At 73.0% G+C, this 16,137-nt stretch carries 13 protein-coding genes; 2 read left to right on the top strand and 11 right to left on the bottom strand.

Features of this window, described 5'->3' with window-relative positions; translation table 11 throughout:
• Positions 1-412: 412 nt before the first annotated feature.
• Positions 413-547, top strand: a complete 135-nt coding sequence (locus NQU55_RS12555; protein WP_256790543.1) for a hypothetical protein — start codon at positions 413-415, stop codon at positions 545-547.
• 349 nt (positions 548-896) lie between these two features.
• Here NQU55_RS12555 and NQU55_RS12550 read toward each other — a convergent pair whose 3' ends face one another.
• The 10 genes from NQU55_RS12550 to NQU55_RS12505 form a co-directional block, all read right to left on the bottom strand.
• Entirely contained in the window at positions 897-1,370 is a 474-nt protein-coding gene (locus NQU55_RS12550; protein WP_168091994.1) for a DUF2563 family protein, read from the bottom strand.
• 122 nt (positions 1,371-1,492) lie between these two features.
• The gene (locus tag NQU55_RS12545; RefSeq protein WP_372504710.1) at positions 1,493-3,826 is read right to left on the bottom strand and encodes a xanthine dehydrogenase family protein molybdopterin-binding subunit; all 2,334 of its coding nucleotides are present in this window, start codon (positions 3,824-3,826) and stop codon (positions 1,493-1,495) included.
• A 23-nt stretch (positions 3,827-3,849) separates the two neighbouring features.
• Positions 3,850-6,318 (bottom strand): 2Fe-2S iron-sulfur cluster-binding protein, encoded by a 2,469-nt coding sequence (locus tag NQU55_RS12540; protein WP_256790541.1) that lies wholly within the window; start codon positions 6,316-6,318, stop codon positions 3,850-3,852.
• Entirely contained in the window at positions 6,315-7,211 is an 897-nt protein-coding gene (locus NQU55_RS12535) for an FAD binding domain-containing protein (protein WP_168091995.1), read from the bottom strand. Before NQU55_RS12535 ends, NQU55_RS12540 begins: the two co-directional genes overlap by 4 nt.
• Positions 7,212-7,508: 297 nt before the next feature.
• Positions 7,509-9,158 (bottom strand): beta-N-acetylhexosaminidase, encoded by a 1,650-nt coding sequence (locus tag NQU55_RS12530; protein ID WP_168091996.1) that lies wholly within the window; start codon positions 9,156-9,158, stop codon positions 7,509-7,511.
• Between the two features lie 5 nt (positions 9,159-9,163).
• A complete protein-coding gene (locus NQU55_RS12525; protein WP_168091997.1) occupies positions 9,164-10,054 on the bottom strand; it encodes a carbohydrate ABC transporter permease in 891 nt (296 codons plus the stop codon).
• Positions 10,051-10,986 carry a carbohydrate ABC transporter permease gene (locus NQU55_RS12520; protein WP_168091998.1) on the bottom strand — a complete coding sequence of 312 codons (936 nt, stop codon included), beginning with the start codon at positions 10,984-10,986 and terminating at the stop codon, positions 10,051-10,053. The genes NQU55_RS12525 and NQU55_RS12520 overlap by 4 nt, the downstream gene beginning before the upstream one ends.
• 3 nt (positions 10,987-10,989) lie before the next feature.
• Entirely contained in the window at positions 10,990-12,294 is a 1,305-nt protein-coding gene (locus NQU55_RS12515; protein ID WP_168091999.1) for an extracellular solute-binding protein, read from the bottom strand.
• Positions 12,295-12,546: 252 nt separating this feature from the next.
• Positions 12,547-12,840: a DUF3039 domain-containing protein gene (locus tag NQU55_RS12510; protein ID WP_078660579.1), complete on the bottom strand. Its 294-nt coding sequence runs from the start codon at positions 12,838-12,840 to the stop codon at positions 12,547-12,549.
• A gap of 167 nt (positions 12,841-13,007) precedes the next feature.
• Positions 13,008-13,604 (bottom strand): YqgE/AlgH family protein, encoded by a 597-nt coding sequence (locus NQU55_RS12505; RefSeq protein WP_168092000.1) that lies wholly within the window; start codon positions 13,602-13,604, stop codon positions 13,008-13,010.
• A 229-nt stretch (positions 13,605-13,833) separates the two neighbouring features.
• Here NQU55_RS12505 and murA point away from each other — a divergent pair, with 229 nt between their 5' ends.
• Positions 13,834-15,174 carry a UDP-N-acetylglucosamine 1-carboxyvinyltransferase gene (murA, locus tag NQU55_RS12500; RefSeq protein ID WP_168092001.1) on the top strand — a complete coding sequence of 447 codons (1,341 nt, stop codon included), beginning with the start codon at positions 13,834-13,836 and terminating at the stop codon, positions 15,172-15,174.
• Positions 15,175-15,495: 321 nt separating this feature from the next.
• Here murA and NQU55_RS12495 read toward each other — a convergent pair whose 3' ends face one another.
• Positions 15,496-15,777: an HU family DNA-binding protein gene (locus NQU55_RS12495; RefSeq protein ID WP_071961969.1), complete on the bottom strand. Its 282-nt coding sequence runs from the start codon at positions 15,775-15,777 to the stop codon at positions 15,496-15,498.
• Positions 15,778-16,137 lie beyond the last annotated feature (360 nt).

Here is a 16,137-nt window from a genome sequence, read left to right as displayed (position 1 = left end):
CACGCCGTGTGGTACATCAACGCCGCCGGAGAGGTCTAGGGCCGGTCTCCGTACGACTCCTTCGACAGGTCTGAACGGCGTCGATACGCCAGCAGCCGAAAAGCCGGCCGACGCGCCGCCCCCGTAGCCTGCTGATGAGCCGCCCTCAGTTCCGTCAGACGACAGCGAGCCGGAGCCGCCAGACAGCCCGAAGTCGCGGCCCTGGTGCCGTTCGTCGCCCAATCGTGGCATCAGCCGATCCGGCATAGGCCGAAAATTAGGCCGCTCCACCCGCAGAATCTGCGTCCCCGACTGGTCATAAGACTCCGCCAGCGCCTTCATCAACGCCGCCGCAGCCTTGTGATTGGCTTCGAGCCGCTCCTGGGCGTTGTACGCCTCGACCTGTGTGGGCCCGCCCACGGGATCGTGCGGGATGCCGGGGGCCAGCGGCGAGGGGACGGTCTTCGTCGGGAACGGGGCGCTCTTCAGCCAGGCGTCGACCGTGGCCTTGTCCTCGGGCGAGTGCTTCGGCATCCGCCTCGCCCTGCCCAGGTCCGTGGACGCGTAGCCCATCCACTTGTCGACGGCCTTGGCGTAATCGCTCAGCCGAAGGGTCTCGTTGGCCATGGAGTAGCCCCATTTGCGGAAGGCCTCGCCGGCTTCGCCGGACCAGACGACGCCGTCCATGTGTTTCTTGAGGTCGTCCCCGAGCTTCTTGATGGCCTGGGCCGCGCCGTTGAGCTGGAGGCCGATGGCGATGACGCGGTGCTGGTCCGCGTGCTCGACCATTGCCTGGAGCTTCTCGTGCGGCATGTCGTAGAAGTCTTCGGCAGGGGTGCATACGGGCGGGAAGCGGGGGTCCTTGGCGCTTCTGGCCGGGGTTCGGTCGGTCATGGGTGCTGTGCGTCCTTCCCGCCTCAGAAGTGACTTTTTCCGCCGGGTTCGCCGTCGCTGCTGCCGCGCCGGTCCGTCGTGGCTCCCGGCCACAGCGTCTGCGGCTGCGCCGGATCGGCGTCTGGGTCCAGCTTCGGGTCGTACTGGCGCTGCATCCGCTGGTGGATCGCCCAGAGCTTCTCCCGCTCCTCCGCGTCCGTGTGGGCGTAGCCCGAGTGGGCGTCCAGGACTGCGGAACTCAGCGCCTGGATCTGGTCGTTGAGGAGTTGGGCCAGGGTCACCAGGTCCGTGTGGACGTCACGGTAGACGCTGTAGAGGGCTTCCGCCGCGTGGAAGTTCACGCCCAAGTGGGCCTGGGTGAGGCCCGTTTCCGCTACCCTGCCCGGCGCGCCGTCGGATTCGTCGAGCGTGCGCAGCAGCTCGTCCACCCGGCCCTTGAACTTCTTCAGGGTGGCCAGTTCGGCGGCCAGACCGCCTTGCGGCCCCTGCTCGGTCACGTGCGCCCCTCCACTGCGTTCCCCACCCGCCAACCGCCCGCCGTCACATGTAACTTCACGCTACACAGTAACGCCGGGCAGTGACACGCGCGTACCGGCAGGGCGTGCTCAGCAGGGCACGCTCAGCCGGGAGTCGCCACCGCCGCCTGCGGCCTGATCGGCAGTCGGTTGACCGGGCGGCCCGTGGCCGCGCGGACCGCCGCCGCCACCGCCGCCGGCGACGTCACCACCGGTACCGCGCTGATCGCCTTGGCGCCGAAGGGAGCAACGACGTCGCGCTCCTCGACCAGTTTCACGATGTGGACGTCCGGGGTGTCCAGGGACGTGGGCAGGGCGTAGCCGGTGAAGTCGGGGCGGCGGACGAGGCCCGCCGCCGTGCGGAGGTTCTCCGTCAGGGCCGCGCCGACGCCCTGGGTGATGCCCGCCTCGATGCGGGCGCGGGCCTGCTTCGGGTTGAGGACGCGGCCCACGTCCTGGGCCACGGCCATTTCGACGACCCGGACGGAGCCCAGCTCGACGTCCACGTCCACGACCGCGCGCACCGCGCAGAAGGCCATGCCCACGAACGCGTCGCCCTGGCCCGATTCGTCGAGCGGCTCGGTGGGGTGGGGGCGGCACTGGGCCGTGGCCCAGAGTTCCTTGCCCTCCAGGACCTCGGCGACCGTGATGCTCAGGACCCCGTCGTACGACGTGATCTTGCCGTCGGCGATGGTCAGCAGCTCCGCCGACATCCCGAACTGCGCGGCGAGCGGCTGCAGCAGCTGCGTCCGCACCATCCGCGCCGCGCGCTCCACCGCACCGCCCGACACCCACGTGTGGCGGCTGTGCGCGCCGGGGCCGGACGGGGGCTGGTCGGTGTCGACGGGGGCGACGTAGACCTCGTCCAGGCCCAGGACTTCCTGGACGATCTGGCGGGCGAGGGTCGCGAAGCCCTGGCCGGTTTCGACCGCCGCGCAGATGACCGTGGCCACCGGGCCCGTCACCTTGACCGTGGCCGTCGAGACCTCGTCCGCGCCCTCCGCGCCGAGCATGTGCACCATGCCCAGTCCGTAGCCGACGCCGCGCCGCACCGCGCCGGCCTCGCCCGCGCCGCCGGGCCCGCCGGGCAGCACCCACTCCTCCTCGGAGTCGTCCGAGGGGAGGGCGGGCAGCGGGTAGTCGCGGACGGCGCGCAGGAGTTCGGCGACGGGGGCGGGGCAGGTGACCGTCTGGCCGGTGGGCAGGAGGTCGCCGGTCGCCAGGACGTTGCGCAGGCGCAGCTCGGCCGGATCCAGGCCGAGGCGGGCCGCGAGCTTGTCCATCTGGCCCTCGTACGCGGCGCACACCTGCATGGCGCCCTCGCCGCGCATGTGGCCGGACGGCGGGTTGTTGGTGCGGACGGCCCAGCCCTCGACGAAGGCGTGCGGCACGACGTACGGGCCGCAGGCGAAGGCCACGGCGGCGGCCAGCGCGTCGGAGGAGGTGTCGGCGTAGGCGCCCGCGTCCAGCAGGATCTGCGCCTCGACCTTCACCAGCTTGCCGTCGGCGTCCGCATGGTGGCGGTAGCGCAGCAGCGTGGGGTGGCGGTGCGGGTGGCCGAGGAAGGACTCCTCGCGGGTGGCGACGAGCTTGACGGGGTGGCCGGTGCGCAGCGCGAGCAGGCCGAGCGGCAGCTGCATGCCGGGGTCCTCGCGGTCGCCCATCGCCCCGGGCACGCCGGTGACGACGACCTTCACGCGCTCGGGCGCCAGGCCGAAGCAGGCGGCGGCCAGGTCGCGGTCGGCGTGCGGGTCCGTCGAGGCGGTGTAGATCTCGACGCCGCCGTCGGGGCGCGGCACGGCGAGGCCGGCCTCGGCGCCGATGGGCGCCGGGTCCTGGCGGCCGATCCGGTAGAGGCCCTCGACGATCACTTCGCCGACCGCGTCGGGGTCGCCGAAGCGCAGCGGGATGTGACGGATCAGATTGCCGTCGGGGTGCAGCGGCTCGGCGGAGAAGGCCTGCTCGGGGTCGGTGACGGGCTCCAGCACCTCGTACTCGACGGCGATGGCCGCCGCGGCGAGCCGCGCGGTGTCGGGGTGGTCGGCGGCGACGGCGGCGATCGGCTCGCCGTGGTGGCGCACGATGTCGGACGCGAAGACCGGGCGGTCGGCGATCTTGCGGCCGTGGGCGGCGTCGCCGGGCACGTCCGCGTGCGTCACGACGGCGCGGACGCCCGGCATCCGGGCGGCCTCGCTGGTGTCGATCGACAGGATGCGGGCGTGCGGGTGCGGGGAGCGCAGGAGCGCGGCCCACAGCAGGCCCTCGGCCCACAGGTCGGCCGCGTACGGGTAGATGCCCTGGGTCTTGGCCTCCGCGTCGGCCGGGGTGAGGGAGGCGCCGATGCCGCGCTGCGGTTCGGCGGGGCCTCCGGGCGAGGTGAGCAGAGGGATGGCGGTGGCCGATGCGGAGCCTTCGGCCGCGCCCGCCATTCCCGTCATTCCGCCCATTCCGCCGCTTCCCGTCATGCCGTCGTCGCCTTTCCGCTGCCCCCGCCGTGCGGGCCCGCCTGGTGCGGGATACGGGCCTGGTCCGCATCCGGCTGCACCTCGTGCTGCTGCGCTTCCGCTTCCTGAAGCTCTTGCGCCGCGGCCGCCTCGCGCTCGCCGACGACCTGCCGGACCGCGTCGAGCACGCCCCGGTAGCCCGAGCAGCGGCAGAGGTTGCCGCAGATGGCCCGGCGGGTCTCCATCTCGGTCGGGGCGTGGTTGCCCTCGAGGAGGTCGTGCATGGTCATCGCCATGCCGGGCACGCAGAAGCCGCACTGCACGGCGCCGCACTCGGCGAGCGCCCGCTGCACGTCGGACGGCCAGCCGTCGACGGCCAGGCCCTCGACCGTACGGACCTCCGCGCCGGCCGTGGTGGCCGCCGGGACGAGGCAGGACGCGACGAGCCGCCCGTCGACCTGGACCGAGCAGGCTCCGCACTCGCCCTGCGAGCAGCCGTCCTTGGCCCCGGCGAGGCCGAGGCGCTCGCGCAGGACGTACAGCAGGGACTCGCCGATCCAGGCGTCGGTCACGGGCCGGTCGGTGCCGTTGACGCGCAGGACGTAGGACGTGCAGGGGTGCTCGTTGTGCGGGGCGCCGAGGGGGTCGGAGAGGTCGAGCGGGTGACCTGCGGATCCGAGGGGGTGCCCCGTGGACCCGACAGGGTGGCCGGTGGACCCGAGGTGGTCGGCGGCGCCGAGGGGATCGCCGGCGCCGAGGGTGTCGTGCGCCGGGACGCCGGGGCCGGGGATGGCGTGTTCCGGAATGCCGGCACCCGGAGCGGCGTCGGCACCGGGCTGCGCGTCCTGATCGTGCTGATCGTGCCCGGGGCCGTCGGCGGGCGCGGCGGGCGACATCGCCGCCTCGTCCGGCACGATCTCGGCCGCAGCGACCTCAGCCGCTACGGCATCGGCCGCGTCCGAGGGTCCCTGCGGCAGCCCGTGCTGCGGTACGAACTGCTCGGGCAGCGTCGGCTGGGCGTGCTGCCCGGCCGGGCCCGGGTGGGCGAACGACTCGGCGTGCACCGCCTGCTGCGCCGGCTGCGAGTGCGGCGCGGGCTGCTGCTCCTGCCCCTGCCCCTGCCCCTGCCCCTGCCCGGCGGCACCGGAACCCTCCGGCTGCCCCGCGGGCTCCGGCTCCGCCGCGGACGGCGGCTCCTCGGAGGCTGCGGAAGAGACGGCACCGTCGGCCGTCCCGGCCGCGCCCGGATTATCGCCCGTACCAGTGACGTCGCCGACGTACGCCGGCACGGTGAACGCGCCCGTCGCGTCCACGGCCGGAGGCTCGCCGGGCAGGGCGGAAGCGGAGCTCTCCGCGGCCACGCCGGGGAAGTCGTCCCGCGCGTACTCGCCGGACATGTCCGCCGCGTCCACCGCGTCCTCGGGCAGAACCGGAACCGACCACTGGCCGGTGTCGGGGCCCGGGACGGGCGTACCAGCGGCCGGGGTGGCCGCGGCCAGCGACTGGCGCCAGGAGTCGTCGACGGGCTGCGCCGACCAGGGAGCCGGCGGCGTCACCGGCGCCGCGGGCACCTCCGGGGCGGCACCGCGGACGAGGTACTCGCCGGACTCGTCTACGGGGTCGTCGCCCGCGGCCGGCACGGACCACTGGCCCGTCGAGCCGGCACCGGACGCCGGCCACTCCGCCGTGGCGTGCGGGTCGGCACCGCCGTCGTGGGGGGCGTGAAGAACGCCGTCGTGGAGGGTGCCGTCGTGGAGCGTGCCGTCCTGGTGACCGCCCTCGTGAGGAGCACCGCCGTGAGTGCTGCCGTGACCGCCGCCCTGGCCGCCGCCGTCGTAAAGCCCGGCCTCATGCACACCCGAGTCATGCACACCCGCGTCATGCACACCGGCATCGTGAACACCGGCATCGTGCACACCACCGTCATGCACACCACCGTCGTGCCCGCCCTCGCCGTGAAGGCTTCCGCCGTGCACGCCACTGCCGTGAAGGCCCCCGTCGTGAAGGCCCCCGTCATAGGCGCCACCGACGTGCACACCCTCGCCGTACGTCTCACCGTAAGCGGCGTCAGGCACCCCACCATGGGCACCGCCATGGGCGTCACCGTGCGCACCACCATGGACCCCTCCATGGGCCTCGGCGGCCTCAGGCGCCGACTGGTAGCCGCCTTGGTGGGCTCCCTGATGGGCCCCCGTGCCCTCGTGCCCGTAAGCACCTCCGGGCACCCCCCACTGCCCCTGCGCCCCCGCAGCAGCCGCCGCGGGCGCCTGCTGCCAGGAGTCGGCGGAGGGCGGGGTGTAGCCGCCCGAGCCGGCCGCGGCCAGCGGGTCCCAGGCGCCGGTGCCGTTCATGGCCGCGCCCGGATGCGCGAGGAGCTCCGGGGGCAGCTGCAGGAACGTGGTGCCCTCGTCGTACTCCCCGCCGCGCGGGATCGGCTCCCAGCCGACCGGGCCGGCGGCGTGGGCCTGTCGCTGTTCGTCACTCACGCGAGTGCCCTCCCCAGTGCTCGGCGGGCCAGAGTCGCCACCGTACGACGCAAGTGCAGCGCGGCGGGCGGCAGGGTGCCCGGCTCCCCGCCGTCGGGAGCGGGCGCGGGGTCCGGGATGCAGGCCGCGGCGACGTAGTCGCCGAAGGCGGCGCACGCCTCGGGGGCGAGCGTGCGCTCGCCGTCCCAGTCGATGAGGGAGGCGACCCAGCGCTCGGCGTCGAGCGGGCGCAGCGGCATGGGCGCGACGGCGCCCACCGCGCAGCGCACGCCCCGCCGGGCGGGGTCGAGGACGACGGCGACGGACGCGGTGGCGCGGCCCGGTCCGGTGCGTCCGGTGGCCTTGAGGAAGGTCTGCGGGGCGTGCAGCAGGGGCACGCGGACGTAGCCGATGAGCTCGCCGGGGGCGAGCATCTCGTAGCCCGTCAGGAGGTGGCCGACGGGGATCTCGCGGCGGCCGCCGCCGGGGCCCGCGATGACGAGGGTGGCTTCGAGGGCGGCGAGGACGGGCAGGGCGTCGCCGGTCGGCGCGGCCGAGGCGATGTTGCCGCCGAGGGTGCCGGCGTTGCGGATCTGGGGCGGGCCGGCGGCGCGGGCGGCGGCGGCGAGCGCCGGGATGAGGGCCGCGAAGTCGGGGCGGCCCATCCGGGCGTGGGTGAGGCCGGCGCCGAGCAGGGCGTGGCCGTCCTGGTACTGCCAGCCGCGGATCTCGCTGATGCGGCCGAGGCCGACGAGCCCGGCGGGCCGCAGCAGCCCGGAGTTGACGGCGGCCATCAGATCGGTGCCACCCGCGACGGGCACGGCCGCGGGCATGGCGGCCAGCGCCGCCACGGCCTCGTCGAGCGAGCCCGGCAGCGTCACCGTGTGCGCTGCCTGCGGTGCGTGCGTGGTCAACCCAGCTGCCCCTTCCCCGGTGGTCCCGGCTGTCCGGCCTGATCCCGCCGTACGATCCCGCCGTACGGTACGTCCTCACGGCCCGGACGTGGCAACTCTGGCACATCTTCGGACTCCGCCGTCGCGAGGGTCCACGAACCGCCGATCCGTCCCCGGCAATGCGAATGGTCCGATTTCCGGGAGTGTCCCCGCTGTGTACGGATTGCCATTTTAGGGGGCCTTTTTACGACTTACGGCAGTGTGTGAAGGACTACCGTGCCAGCCGTCCGGCGCAACGGCGCGCAGCTTGGCCGTGGCTCACACGATCGGGGGCGCACCCTCGATCGGGCGTCCGAGGACGCCGGGACGGCGTTGCCAGGGCCTGGGGCCGCCGGGCGGCCGGTAGTCCACGCCCAGGGCGTCGAGCCGGGCGTAATGGGCGGTCATACGGCGTTCGAAGGCGGGGTAGTCGCGCTCGGCGGGCGCGGGCAGCTGCGACCAGACGGCCTCGGCGAAGGCGGCCAGGCGCGGGAAGGCCTGGTAGTCGACGCGCTGCTGGTTCTCCGTCACCTCGCTCCAGAGGTTGGCCTGGGCGCCCAGGACGCGGGCGGCCTCGGCGCCGGTGAGGCCGGGCGGCACGGGTTCGAAGCGGTAGACGTCCTCCAGGGTGCGGACGTAGCCGATGGGTACGGGCTCGTCGGTACCGGGCGCCTGCCGGTGGTCGAGGTACACCTGCTGTTCGGGGCACATGACGACGTCGTGTCCGGCCCGCGCGGCGGCGATTCCCCCCGCGTAGCCCCGCCAGGAGGAGACGGTGGCGCCCTCGGCCAGGCCGCCCTCCAGGATCTCGTCCCAGCCGGCGAGGCGCCGGCCGCGCTCGGCCAGCCAGCGGTCGAAGTGCCGCACGAACCAGCTCTGCAGCTCGTCCTCGCCGGCCAGGCCCAGCTCCCGGATCCGGGCCTGCGCGGCCGGCGACGCCTTCCACTGGTCCTTGGGGCACTCGTCGCCGCCGATGTGCACGAACGTCGACGGGAAGAGGGCGAGCACTTCGGTGAGGACGTCCTCGTAGAAGGCGAGGACGGCTTCGGAGGGGGCGAGGACGTTCGGGCTGACGCCCCACGTGTCCCACACCGTCAGGGCGGCGGTGTCGACGACGTCGGCGTTGCCCAGCTCGGGGTACGCGGCGATGGCGGCCTGCGAATGTCCCGGGATGTCGATCTCGGGGACGACGGTGATGTGCCGCTCGGCCGCGTAGGCGACGATCTCGCGGATGTCGTCCTGCGTGTAGTAGCCGCCGTGCGGCCGCTCGTCCCACAGCGGCGAGGCCCGGTGCCCGGCCTTGGTGCGCGGGCGCCAGGCGCCCACCTCCGTCAGCCGGGGGTGGCGCAGGATCTCGATGCGCCAGCCCTGGTCGTCCGTCAGGTGCAGGTGCAGGACGTTGAGCTTGTGCACGGCGAGGAGGTCGAGGTAGCGCAGCACGCCGTCCTTGGGGAGGAAGTGGCGGGCGACGTCGAGGAGGACGCCGCGCCAGGCGAACCGCGGGGCGTCCTCGACGACGACCGCGGGGAGCTCCCACCGCCTCCCCGGCGCGACCGGCCCCCGCCGGAACGCTTCCGGCCCCAGCAGCTGACGGAAGGTCTGCGCTGCGCGGAACACCCCGGCCTCGCCGGCCCCGGCGATCTCGACGAGGTCGCCGTCGACCACGATGCGGTGGGCCTCGGGGCCGTCCTGCTCGCCGAGCCCGGGCAGGACGCGCAGCAGGATGCGGTTGCCGCCGCCGGTGTGCGGGGCCAGGGGCAGCCCCGTGGCGGCGCCGACGGTCGCGCGCATCCAGCGGGCGACGCCCTCGGTTCCGGGCCGCGCGTCGATCCCGGTCTCCTCGTCGAGCACGAAGCCCGCGCCGCCGCCGGACGGCGTGGGGCGGATCCCGCGCGGAGCCGGGATCAGGTGGGTGCCGAAGTCGTCCATGGGATTCAGTCCTTCACCGCTCCGCCGAGGCCCGACACGAGCCTCCGCTGTACGAGTACGAAGAAGACGAGCACCGGGACGGTCATGACGGTCGACGCCGCCATGATGCCGCCCCAGTCGTTGCCCTCGTCCTTGAAGAAGACGAGGAGCGCCATCGGCAGGGTGGAGTTCTCCGTGGCGCTGACGATGAAGGACTTCGCGAAGAGGAAGTCGTTCCACGTCGAGATGAAGGAGAAGACGCTCGTCGCGACGAGCCCTGGGAAGACCAAGGGGAAGAGGATCTGCCACAGGAAGCGGGAGCGGCTCGCGCCGTCGAGATAGGCGGCCTCCTCCAGCGCCTCCGGCACGGCCCGGACGAATCCGCGCAGCATCCAGATCGCGAAGGGCAGCGAGAAGGCGAGGTGGGGCAGGACCAGCGAGCCGAGGGTGTTGAGGCCGATGCCGGGGACGGTGCGCCCCGCGTCGCGCAGGAGGAAGAACAGCGGAATGGTGAGGGCCTCGACCGGGACCATCTGGGCGACGAGGAACATGACGAGCAGCGTCGTCCGGAACCGGAAGCGGAACCGGGTGACGGCGGTCGCGGCGAGGAAGGCGACGACCGCGGAGACCACGACGACGGTGCCCGCGACGAGCAGGCTGTTGAGGAAGTAGCGCGCGAAGTCCTGCTGGCCGAAGACGCGGCGGAAGGCGGCCAGGGAGGGCTCCGACGTCCAGGGGCGGGGGTGCTCCGACTGCACCTCGCCGGCCGGTTTCACCGCGGACAGGACCATCCAGTAGAGCGGGAAGGCCACCACGGCGGCGGTCAGCAGGGCGGCGGCCTCGGCGGCGAGCCGCCACGGACGGCGCACGCGGGGGAAGCGGGGAAGGCCGGCGAAGCGGACGCGAGGGACGCTCATATCTCCTCCCCCTGGCGCCTGAGCAGCCGCAGGTATCCGAGCGTGACGGCGAGCAGGATCAGCAGCATGACGACTCCGATCGCCGAGCCGAGGCTGTACTGCGAGGAGGCGAACGCCTTCTGGTAGGCGTAGACGTTCAGGGTCAGGTTCTGCCCGGCGACCCCGCCGCCGTTGGTCATCACGTAGATCTGGGTGAAGACCTTGAAGTCCCAGATGACCGACTGGATGGTGACGACGACGAGGATCGGCCGGAGCATCGGCGCCGTGACCCCGCGCCAGATGCGCCACTGCGAGGCCCCGTCCAGGGCGGCCGCCTCCAGGACCTCGCGGGGGACGGCCCGGATGCCCGCGTAGACGGTCACCATGACGAAGGGGAACGAGCACCAGACGACTTCGAGGAGGACGAGCGCGAAGGCGCTGTAGCGGTCGTACGTCCACGCGTAGCCCTCGAAGCCGGACAGGCCGAGCCGGGCGAGCGCCTTGTCAACGGGACCGAAGTCGGGGTCGAAGAGGAAGAGCCAGACCGTCGAGCCGGTGACGGCGGGCGTGGCCCAGGCGCCGAGCGCAGCGGCCATCAGGGCGAGGCGGGGCAGGGCGCGCACGCGGGTGAGGAGCACGGCGAGCGCGCAGCCGACGACGAGGGTGGCGAGCACGCACGCGGCCGCGAAGAGGACGGTGGTGACGAGCACGTCCCGGAACTGCGGGTCCCCGAAGAGGGCCGTGTAGTTGCCGAAGCCCTGGAAGGAGGTGGGCCTGCCGCCGCTGACCTGGGCCTGGGTGTATTCCAGGAAGGAGATGAGGCCGAGCTCGTAGACGGGGTAGACCAGCAGTCCGCCGATGAGGACGAGGGCGGGGGCGAGGTAGAGCCAGGGCGTCCATCTGCCGGGGGTGCGGGCCGCTCCGGCGCGGGCGGGCTTGTCGTGTGGACGCATCGTTCAGCCCGCCGCCCTGAACGCGGCGTTCATCTTCCTCGCCGCGGCCGACGCCGCGGCGTCCACGCTCCTGCGGCCGCTGACGATCTCCTGGAGCATCGTCGGCAGGACCTGCCCGGCGTCGATGGCGGCCCAGGCGGGTGTCACGGGCACGAAGGCGGCGCCCGCCGTGAGCGTCTTCACGAAGGGTTCGACGAAGGGCTGTCTGCGGGCGGCTTCCCGCCGCACGTCCGTGTAGGTGGGCAGGAAGCCCATGGCGTCGAAGAGCTCGGACTGGGTGCGCTTGCCGGTGAGGGCCCGCATCAGGGCGACGGCGAGCGTGCGGTGGGAACTGCCCTTGAGGACGCCCAGATTGTTCCCGCCCGCGAAGGCGGGGGCGATGCTGCCTTCCTCGGCGCCGGGCAGCGGGACCACCGCGTACTTGCCCCGGACCTTGCCGTTCTCGACGGCCCGGTGGCTGAAGTCACCGCCGATGGCCATGGCGGCCTTGCCCGACGCGAACGCCTCGACGGTGGCGTTCCCGCCCATCTGCGCGCACTTGGCGGGCGGGCAGTTGTGGTCGCCGAACAGGCCGGTATACGCGGCGATGCCCTTCTTCGCGTCCTCGCGGTCGATCGCGGCGGTGTACTTCCTGCCCTTCCGCTGCGCGAGCGCGCCGCCGTTGGCCCACAGGAAGGGCAGGGCCCCGTACGTGTACGCGCCGCCGACCACGAGCCCGTACATCCCGGGCCGCTCCCGGTGGACGCGGCGCGCGGTCTCCGCCAGCTCCGCCTGGCTGCGCGGCGGCCGGAGGCCGAGCTCGCGGAAGACGTCGGTGCGGTAGTAGAGGGCGCGCACGCCGACGAAGAGCGGGGCGCCGTAGACCTTGCCGTCCACGGTCACCGAGCGGCGGGCGGCGGGGTCGGTGTCCCCGGCCTCGGGCCAGGCGGCGAAGTCGGCGGTCACGTCGGCCAGTCCGCCGTCGCGCACGTAGCCGGCGGTGTCGGTGTTGCCGTACTCGATGAGGTCCGGGGCGCTCGCGGGGTCGTTGAAGGCGGCCTTGATCCGCTGGGCGCGCGTCTCGACGGGGATGTAGGTGACGTCGACGGAGACGCCGCGGTGTTCCCGGGTGAAGGCGGCGACGGCCTTGTCGACGACGGCGGCCTTGGGCCGGTTGTCGACCTCCCGGAAGAGCCAGACGCGCAGCCGCCCCGTGCTGTCGTCGCCGCGGGCGCCGCCGGCGGAGGTCGAGGGGGCGCAGGCGGTCAGGACGAGGGCGGCGGCTGTCAGGGCCGCCCGGGCGGATAAGCGACGGCCTGACGGCGTCATGGGGTCCCCTCCCGCGTGGCGTTGCAACATACGCAATGGGCGTTTCGCTCAGCACAACTGGCAGGAGAGTAGAGGCGTGCCATGGCCCGGACAAGAGGTCTCCACCACACCGTGATCCGCAAAAGCACCCTGCGCAACGCGCACGCCCCGCGTGCGATCCCGGGCGCAAACGCACACGGCCCCCGGGACGCGTCTCAGCGCGTCCCGGGGGCCGGGAAAGATCCGGTGGTGCCGGCGGCGGGGAGCCGGGCCCTACTTCTTGTCGCCGCCCTTGCCGCCCTTGTCCTTGTCCCCGCCGGCGCCCATGCCGTCGAAGATCTCCTTGCACATCGGACAGACCGGGTACTTCTTCGGGTCGCGGCCCGGGACCCAGACCTTGCCGCAGAGGGCGACGACCGGGGAACCGGAGAGCGCGCTCTCCATGATCTTGTCCTTCTGGACGTAATGGGCGTAGCGCTCGTGGTCGCCGTCGCCGTGCGACACCTGCGGCGTCGGCTCTACGAGGGTGCCGGTCCCTGCCCCGCGCTCGGGCTCAAGAGTGCTCATGGTCTCCAAGGGTACTGGGGGACACCGCCGGGGACCGATCCCCGGTCCGGTCGTTTCCCGGCTACGGGAGCGGGCGTACGCCCCGTACGCCGCGGCGCGGTCCTAGCCGGCCCGCCACCGCCTCCCGGACCGGCCGGAACCGGTCCGGGCGCGTCCGGGCGCGCGGGTCAGTTCAGGCTCGGGTCGTCCGGGTACGTGGCGACCATCGCCAGTTCGTTCCGCTGGCGGCGCAGGACCGCGCGCCACAGCTGCGACGGGTCGGGCGAGGACACGTCGCCCGGCTCGGACTCCACCACGTACCACGCGCCCTCCACCAGCTCGTCCTCCAGCTGGCCGGGGCCCCAGCCGGCATAGCCGGCGAAGATCCGCAGCGAGCCGAGGGCGGCCGCGAGCAGCTCCGGCGGGGCCTCCAGGTCGACGAGGCCGATCGCGCCGTGGACGCGGCGCCAGCCGAGCGGGCCGTCGCCGACGGCGGCGGAGGCGCCCGTCTTGTCGCTCCCCTCCCCCGGCACCACGGCCACGCCCAGCGCCGAGTCGAGCGAGACGGGGCCGCCCTGGAAGACCACGCCCGGCTCCCCGGCCAGCGCGGCCCAGGACTCCAGGATGTCGGCCACCCCGACGGGGGTCGGGCGGTTCAGGATCACTCCGAGGGAACCCTCCTCGTCGTGGTCGAGCAGCAGCACCACCGCGCGGTCGAAATTCGGGTCAGCGAGCGCCGGTGTCGCGACAAGCAGTCGTCCTGTGAGCGAGGACACCTCGGACATGGGCACATGATCCCGCATTTCGGGCCCGCGCGGGGGGTGGACGCCCACTCCGGCAAGAAAGGGGCGGCCCCCGGCGCCCCGCCGATAACCGGTAGCGACCATTCCATTAACGGAGCGTGTTGTTGCAAAGCCATGACGTGCCCGGAGCCCCCCAGGGCATACAGGGCGGCCCCCTCGTCGCATTACCCTTTCTTCTTGCCCCCTGCCCAACTCCAGGAACGCGAGATCCATGACCGGCCCTGACGATGTCCTGCTTGTCCACGGCGGTACCCCGCTCGAGGGCGAGATCCGTGTCCGCGGCGCGAAGAACCTCGTGCCCAAGGCCATGGTCGCCGCGCTGCTCGGACACGGCCCCAGCCGGCTGCGCAACGTCCCCGACATCCGCGACGTACGCGTCGTGCGCGGACTGCTGCAGCTGCACGGTGTGACCGTCCGCCCCGGCGACGAGCCCGGCGAGCTGGTCCTCGACCCCACGTACGTGGAGAGCGCCAACGTCGCGGACATCGACGCGCACGCCGGCTCCTCGCGCATCCCGATCCTGCTGTGCGGCCCGCTGCTGCACCGGCTCGGCCACGCCTTCATCCCCGGCCTGGGCGGCTGCGACATCGGCGGCCGGCCGATCGACTTCCACTTCGAGGTGCTCCGCCAGTTCGGCGCGACCATCGAGAAGCGCGAGGGCGGCCAGTACCTGGAGGCCCCGCAGCGGCTGCGCGGCTGCAAGATCCGCCTGCCCTACCCCTCGGTCGGCGCGACCGAGCAGGTGCTGCTGACCGCCGTCCTGGCGGAGGGCGTCACCGAGCTGTCCAACGCGGCCGTGGAGCCGGAGATCGAGGACCTCATCTGCGTGCTGCAGAAGATGGGCGCGATCATCGCCATGGACACCGACCGGACCATCCGGATCACCGGTGTCGACAAGCTCGGCGGCTACAACCACCGCGCGCTCTCCGACCGCCTCGAGGCCGCCTCCTGGGCGTCCGCGGCGCTGGCCACCGGCGGCAACATCTACGTGCGCGGCGCCCAGCAGCGCTCGATGATGACCTTCCTCAACACCTACCGCAAGGTCGGCGGCGCCTTCGAGATCGACGACGAGGGCATCCGCTTCTGGCACCCGGGCGGCTCGCTCAACGCCATCGCGCTGGAGACGGACGTCCACCCCGGCTTCCAGACCGACTGGCAGCAGCCGCTGGTCGTGGCCCTGACGCAGGCCTCGGGCCTGTCGATCGTCCACGAGACGGTGTACGAGTCGCGCCTCGGTTTCACCTCGGCGCTGAACCAGATGGGTGCTCACATCCAGCTGTACCGCGAGTGCCTGGGCGGTTCCGCCTGCCGCTTCGGCCAGCGCAACTTCCTGCACTCGGCGGTCGTCTCCGGCCCCACCAAGCTGCAGGGCTCCGACATGGTCGTCCCCGACCTGCGCGGCGGCTTCTCGTACCTGATCGCGGCCCTGGCCGCGGAGGGCACCTCGCGGGTCCACGGCATCGACCTGATCAACCGCGGCTACGAGAACTTCATGCAGAAATTGAAGGACCTCGGCGCCAACGTGGAGATGCCCGGCGGCACCGACGCCTGAGTCTCCCCGCGCCACCTCCTGGGCCCCCGGCTGGGGGTCCGGGGGTTATCCCCCGGGAAGAAGCAGCATGCAGAAGCTGAAGGACCTGGGCGCCAACGTGGAGATGCCCGGCGGCACCGACGCCTGAGCGCAGCCGTTCTGACGGGCCGTAAGCGCCTGTACGAGCCATTCAAGGCCCGTACAGGCGCTTTCGTGCATCCGGGTGGCCGTACGCCGTCCGCGGGCCTTGCAGGGCCCGTAGAAGCCCGGGAAAAGCCCGAAGGGCGGTCACCCCGGCCCGGGGTGACCGCCCTTCCAGCGCTGAGCGCAGCGCTGAAGGCCTTACTTGCCCTTGGCGGCTTCCTTGAGCTTGGAGCCCGCGGAGACCTTCACGCTGTAACCGGCAGCGATCTGGATCGGCTCACCCGTCTGCGGGTTGCGAGCGGTCCGAGCGGCACGGTGGGTGCGCTCGAAGGTCAGGAAGCCGGGGATGGTGACCTTCTCGTCGCCCTTGGCGACGATCTCGCCGACGGTCTCGGCGAGCGCGGCCAGAACGGCGTCGGCGTCCTTGCGGGTCACCTCGGCGCGGTCGGCCAGCGCGGCCACCAGCTCACTGCGGTTCATGTTGTACTCCCGTGTTCTTCTTGCCAATGAGGCGTGAGATCGAAGCCGATGCTGCCAGGGCCCTCGGACAGTCCCCGGACCCGGGTCCGTTGCCAGACCCTCGCGCCCGGTTACGCATCCTGCCCCCACCAGTGGCGGGAAAGCCAATCCGGCACCCTGGAGAGTCACACGGAAAGCGGCACAGCCTCGGATACAGCCGCATTTCTGCGGCCTGATTTCTGCCCGACACCTTAGGGGCAGGTCGCGGGCCCGCGGGCCCGCGACGCGCCGTCATCAGGCGGTCGTGGTGCCCGTCACAGCCGCACCGGCGGCCTTCGCGGCCTCGCGGACGGCGCCCGCGACCGCCCCGGCGACCTTGTC

This window comes from Streptomyces telluris, assembly GCF_024519335.1.
GTDB lineage: Bacteria > Actinomycetota > Actinomycetes > Streptomycetales > Streptomycetaceae > Streptomyces > Streptomyces telluris.
The sequence above is the reverse complement of the archived record's forward strand: the minus strand, read 5'-3'. Positions and strand labels throughout refer to the sequence as shown.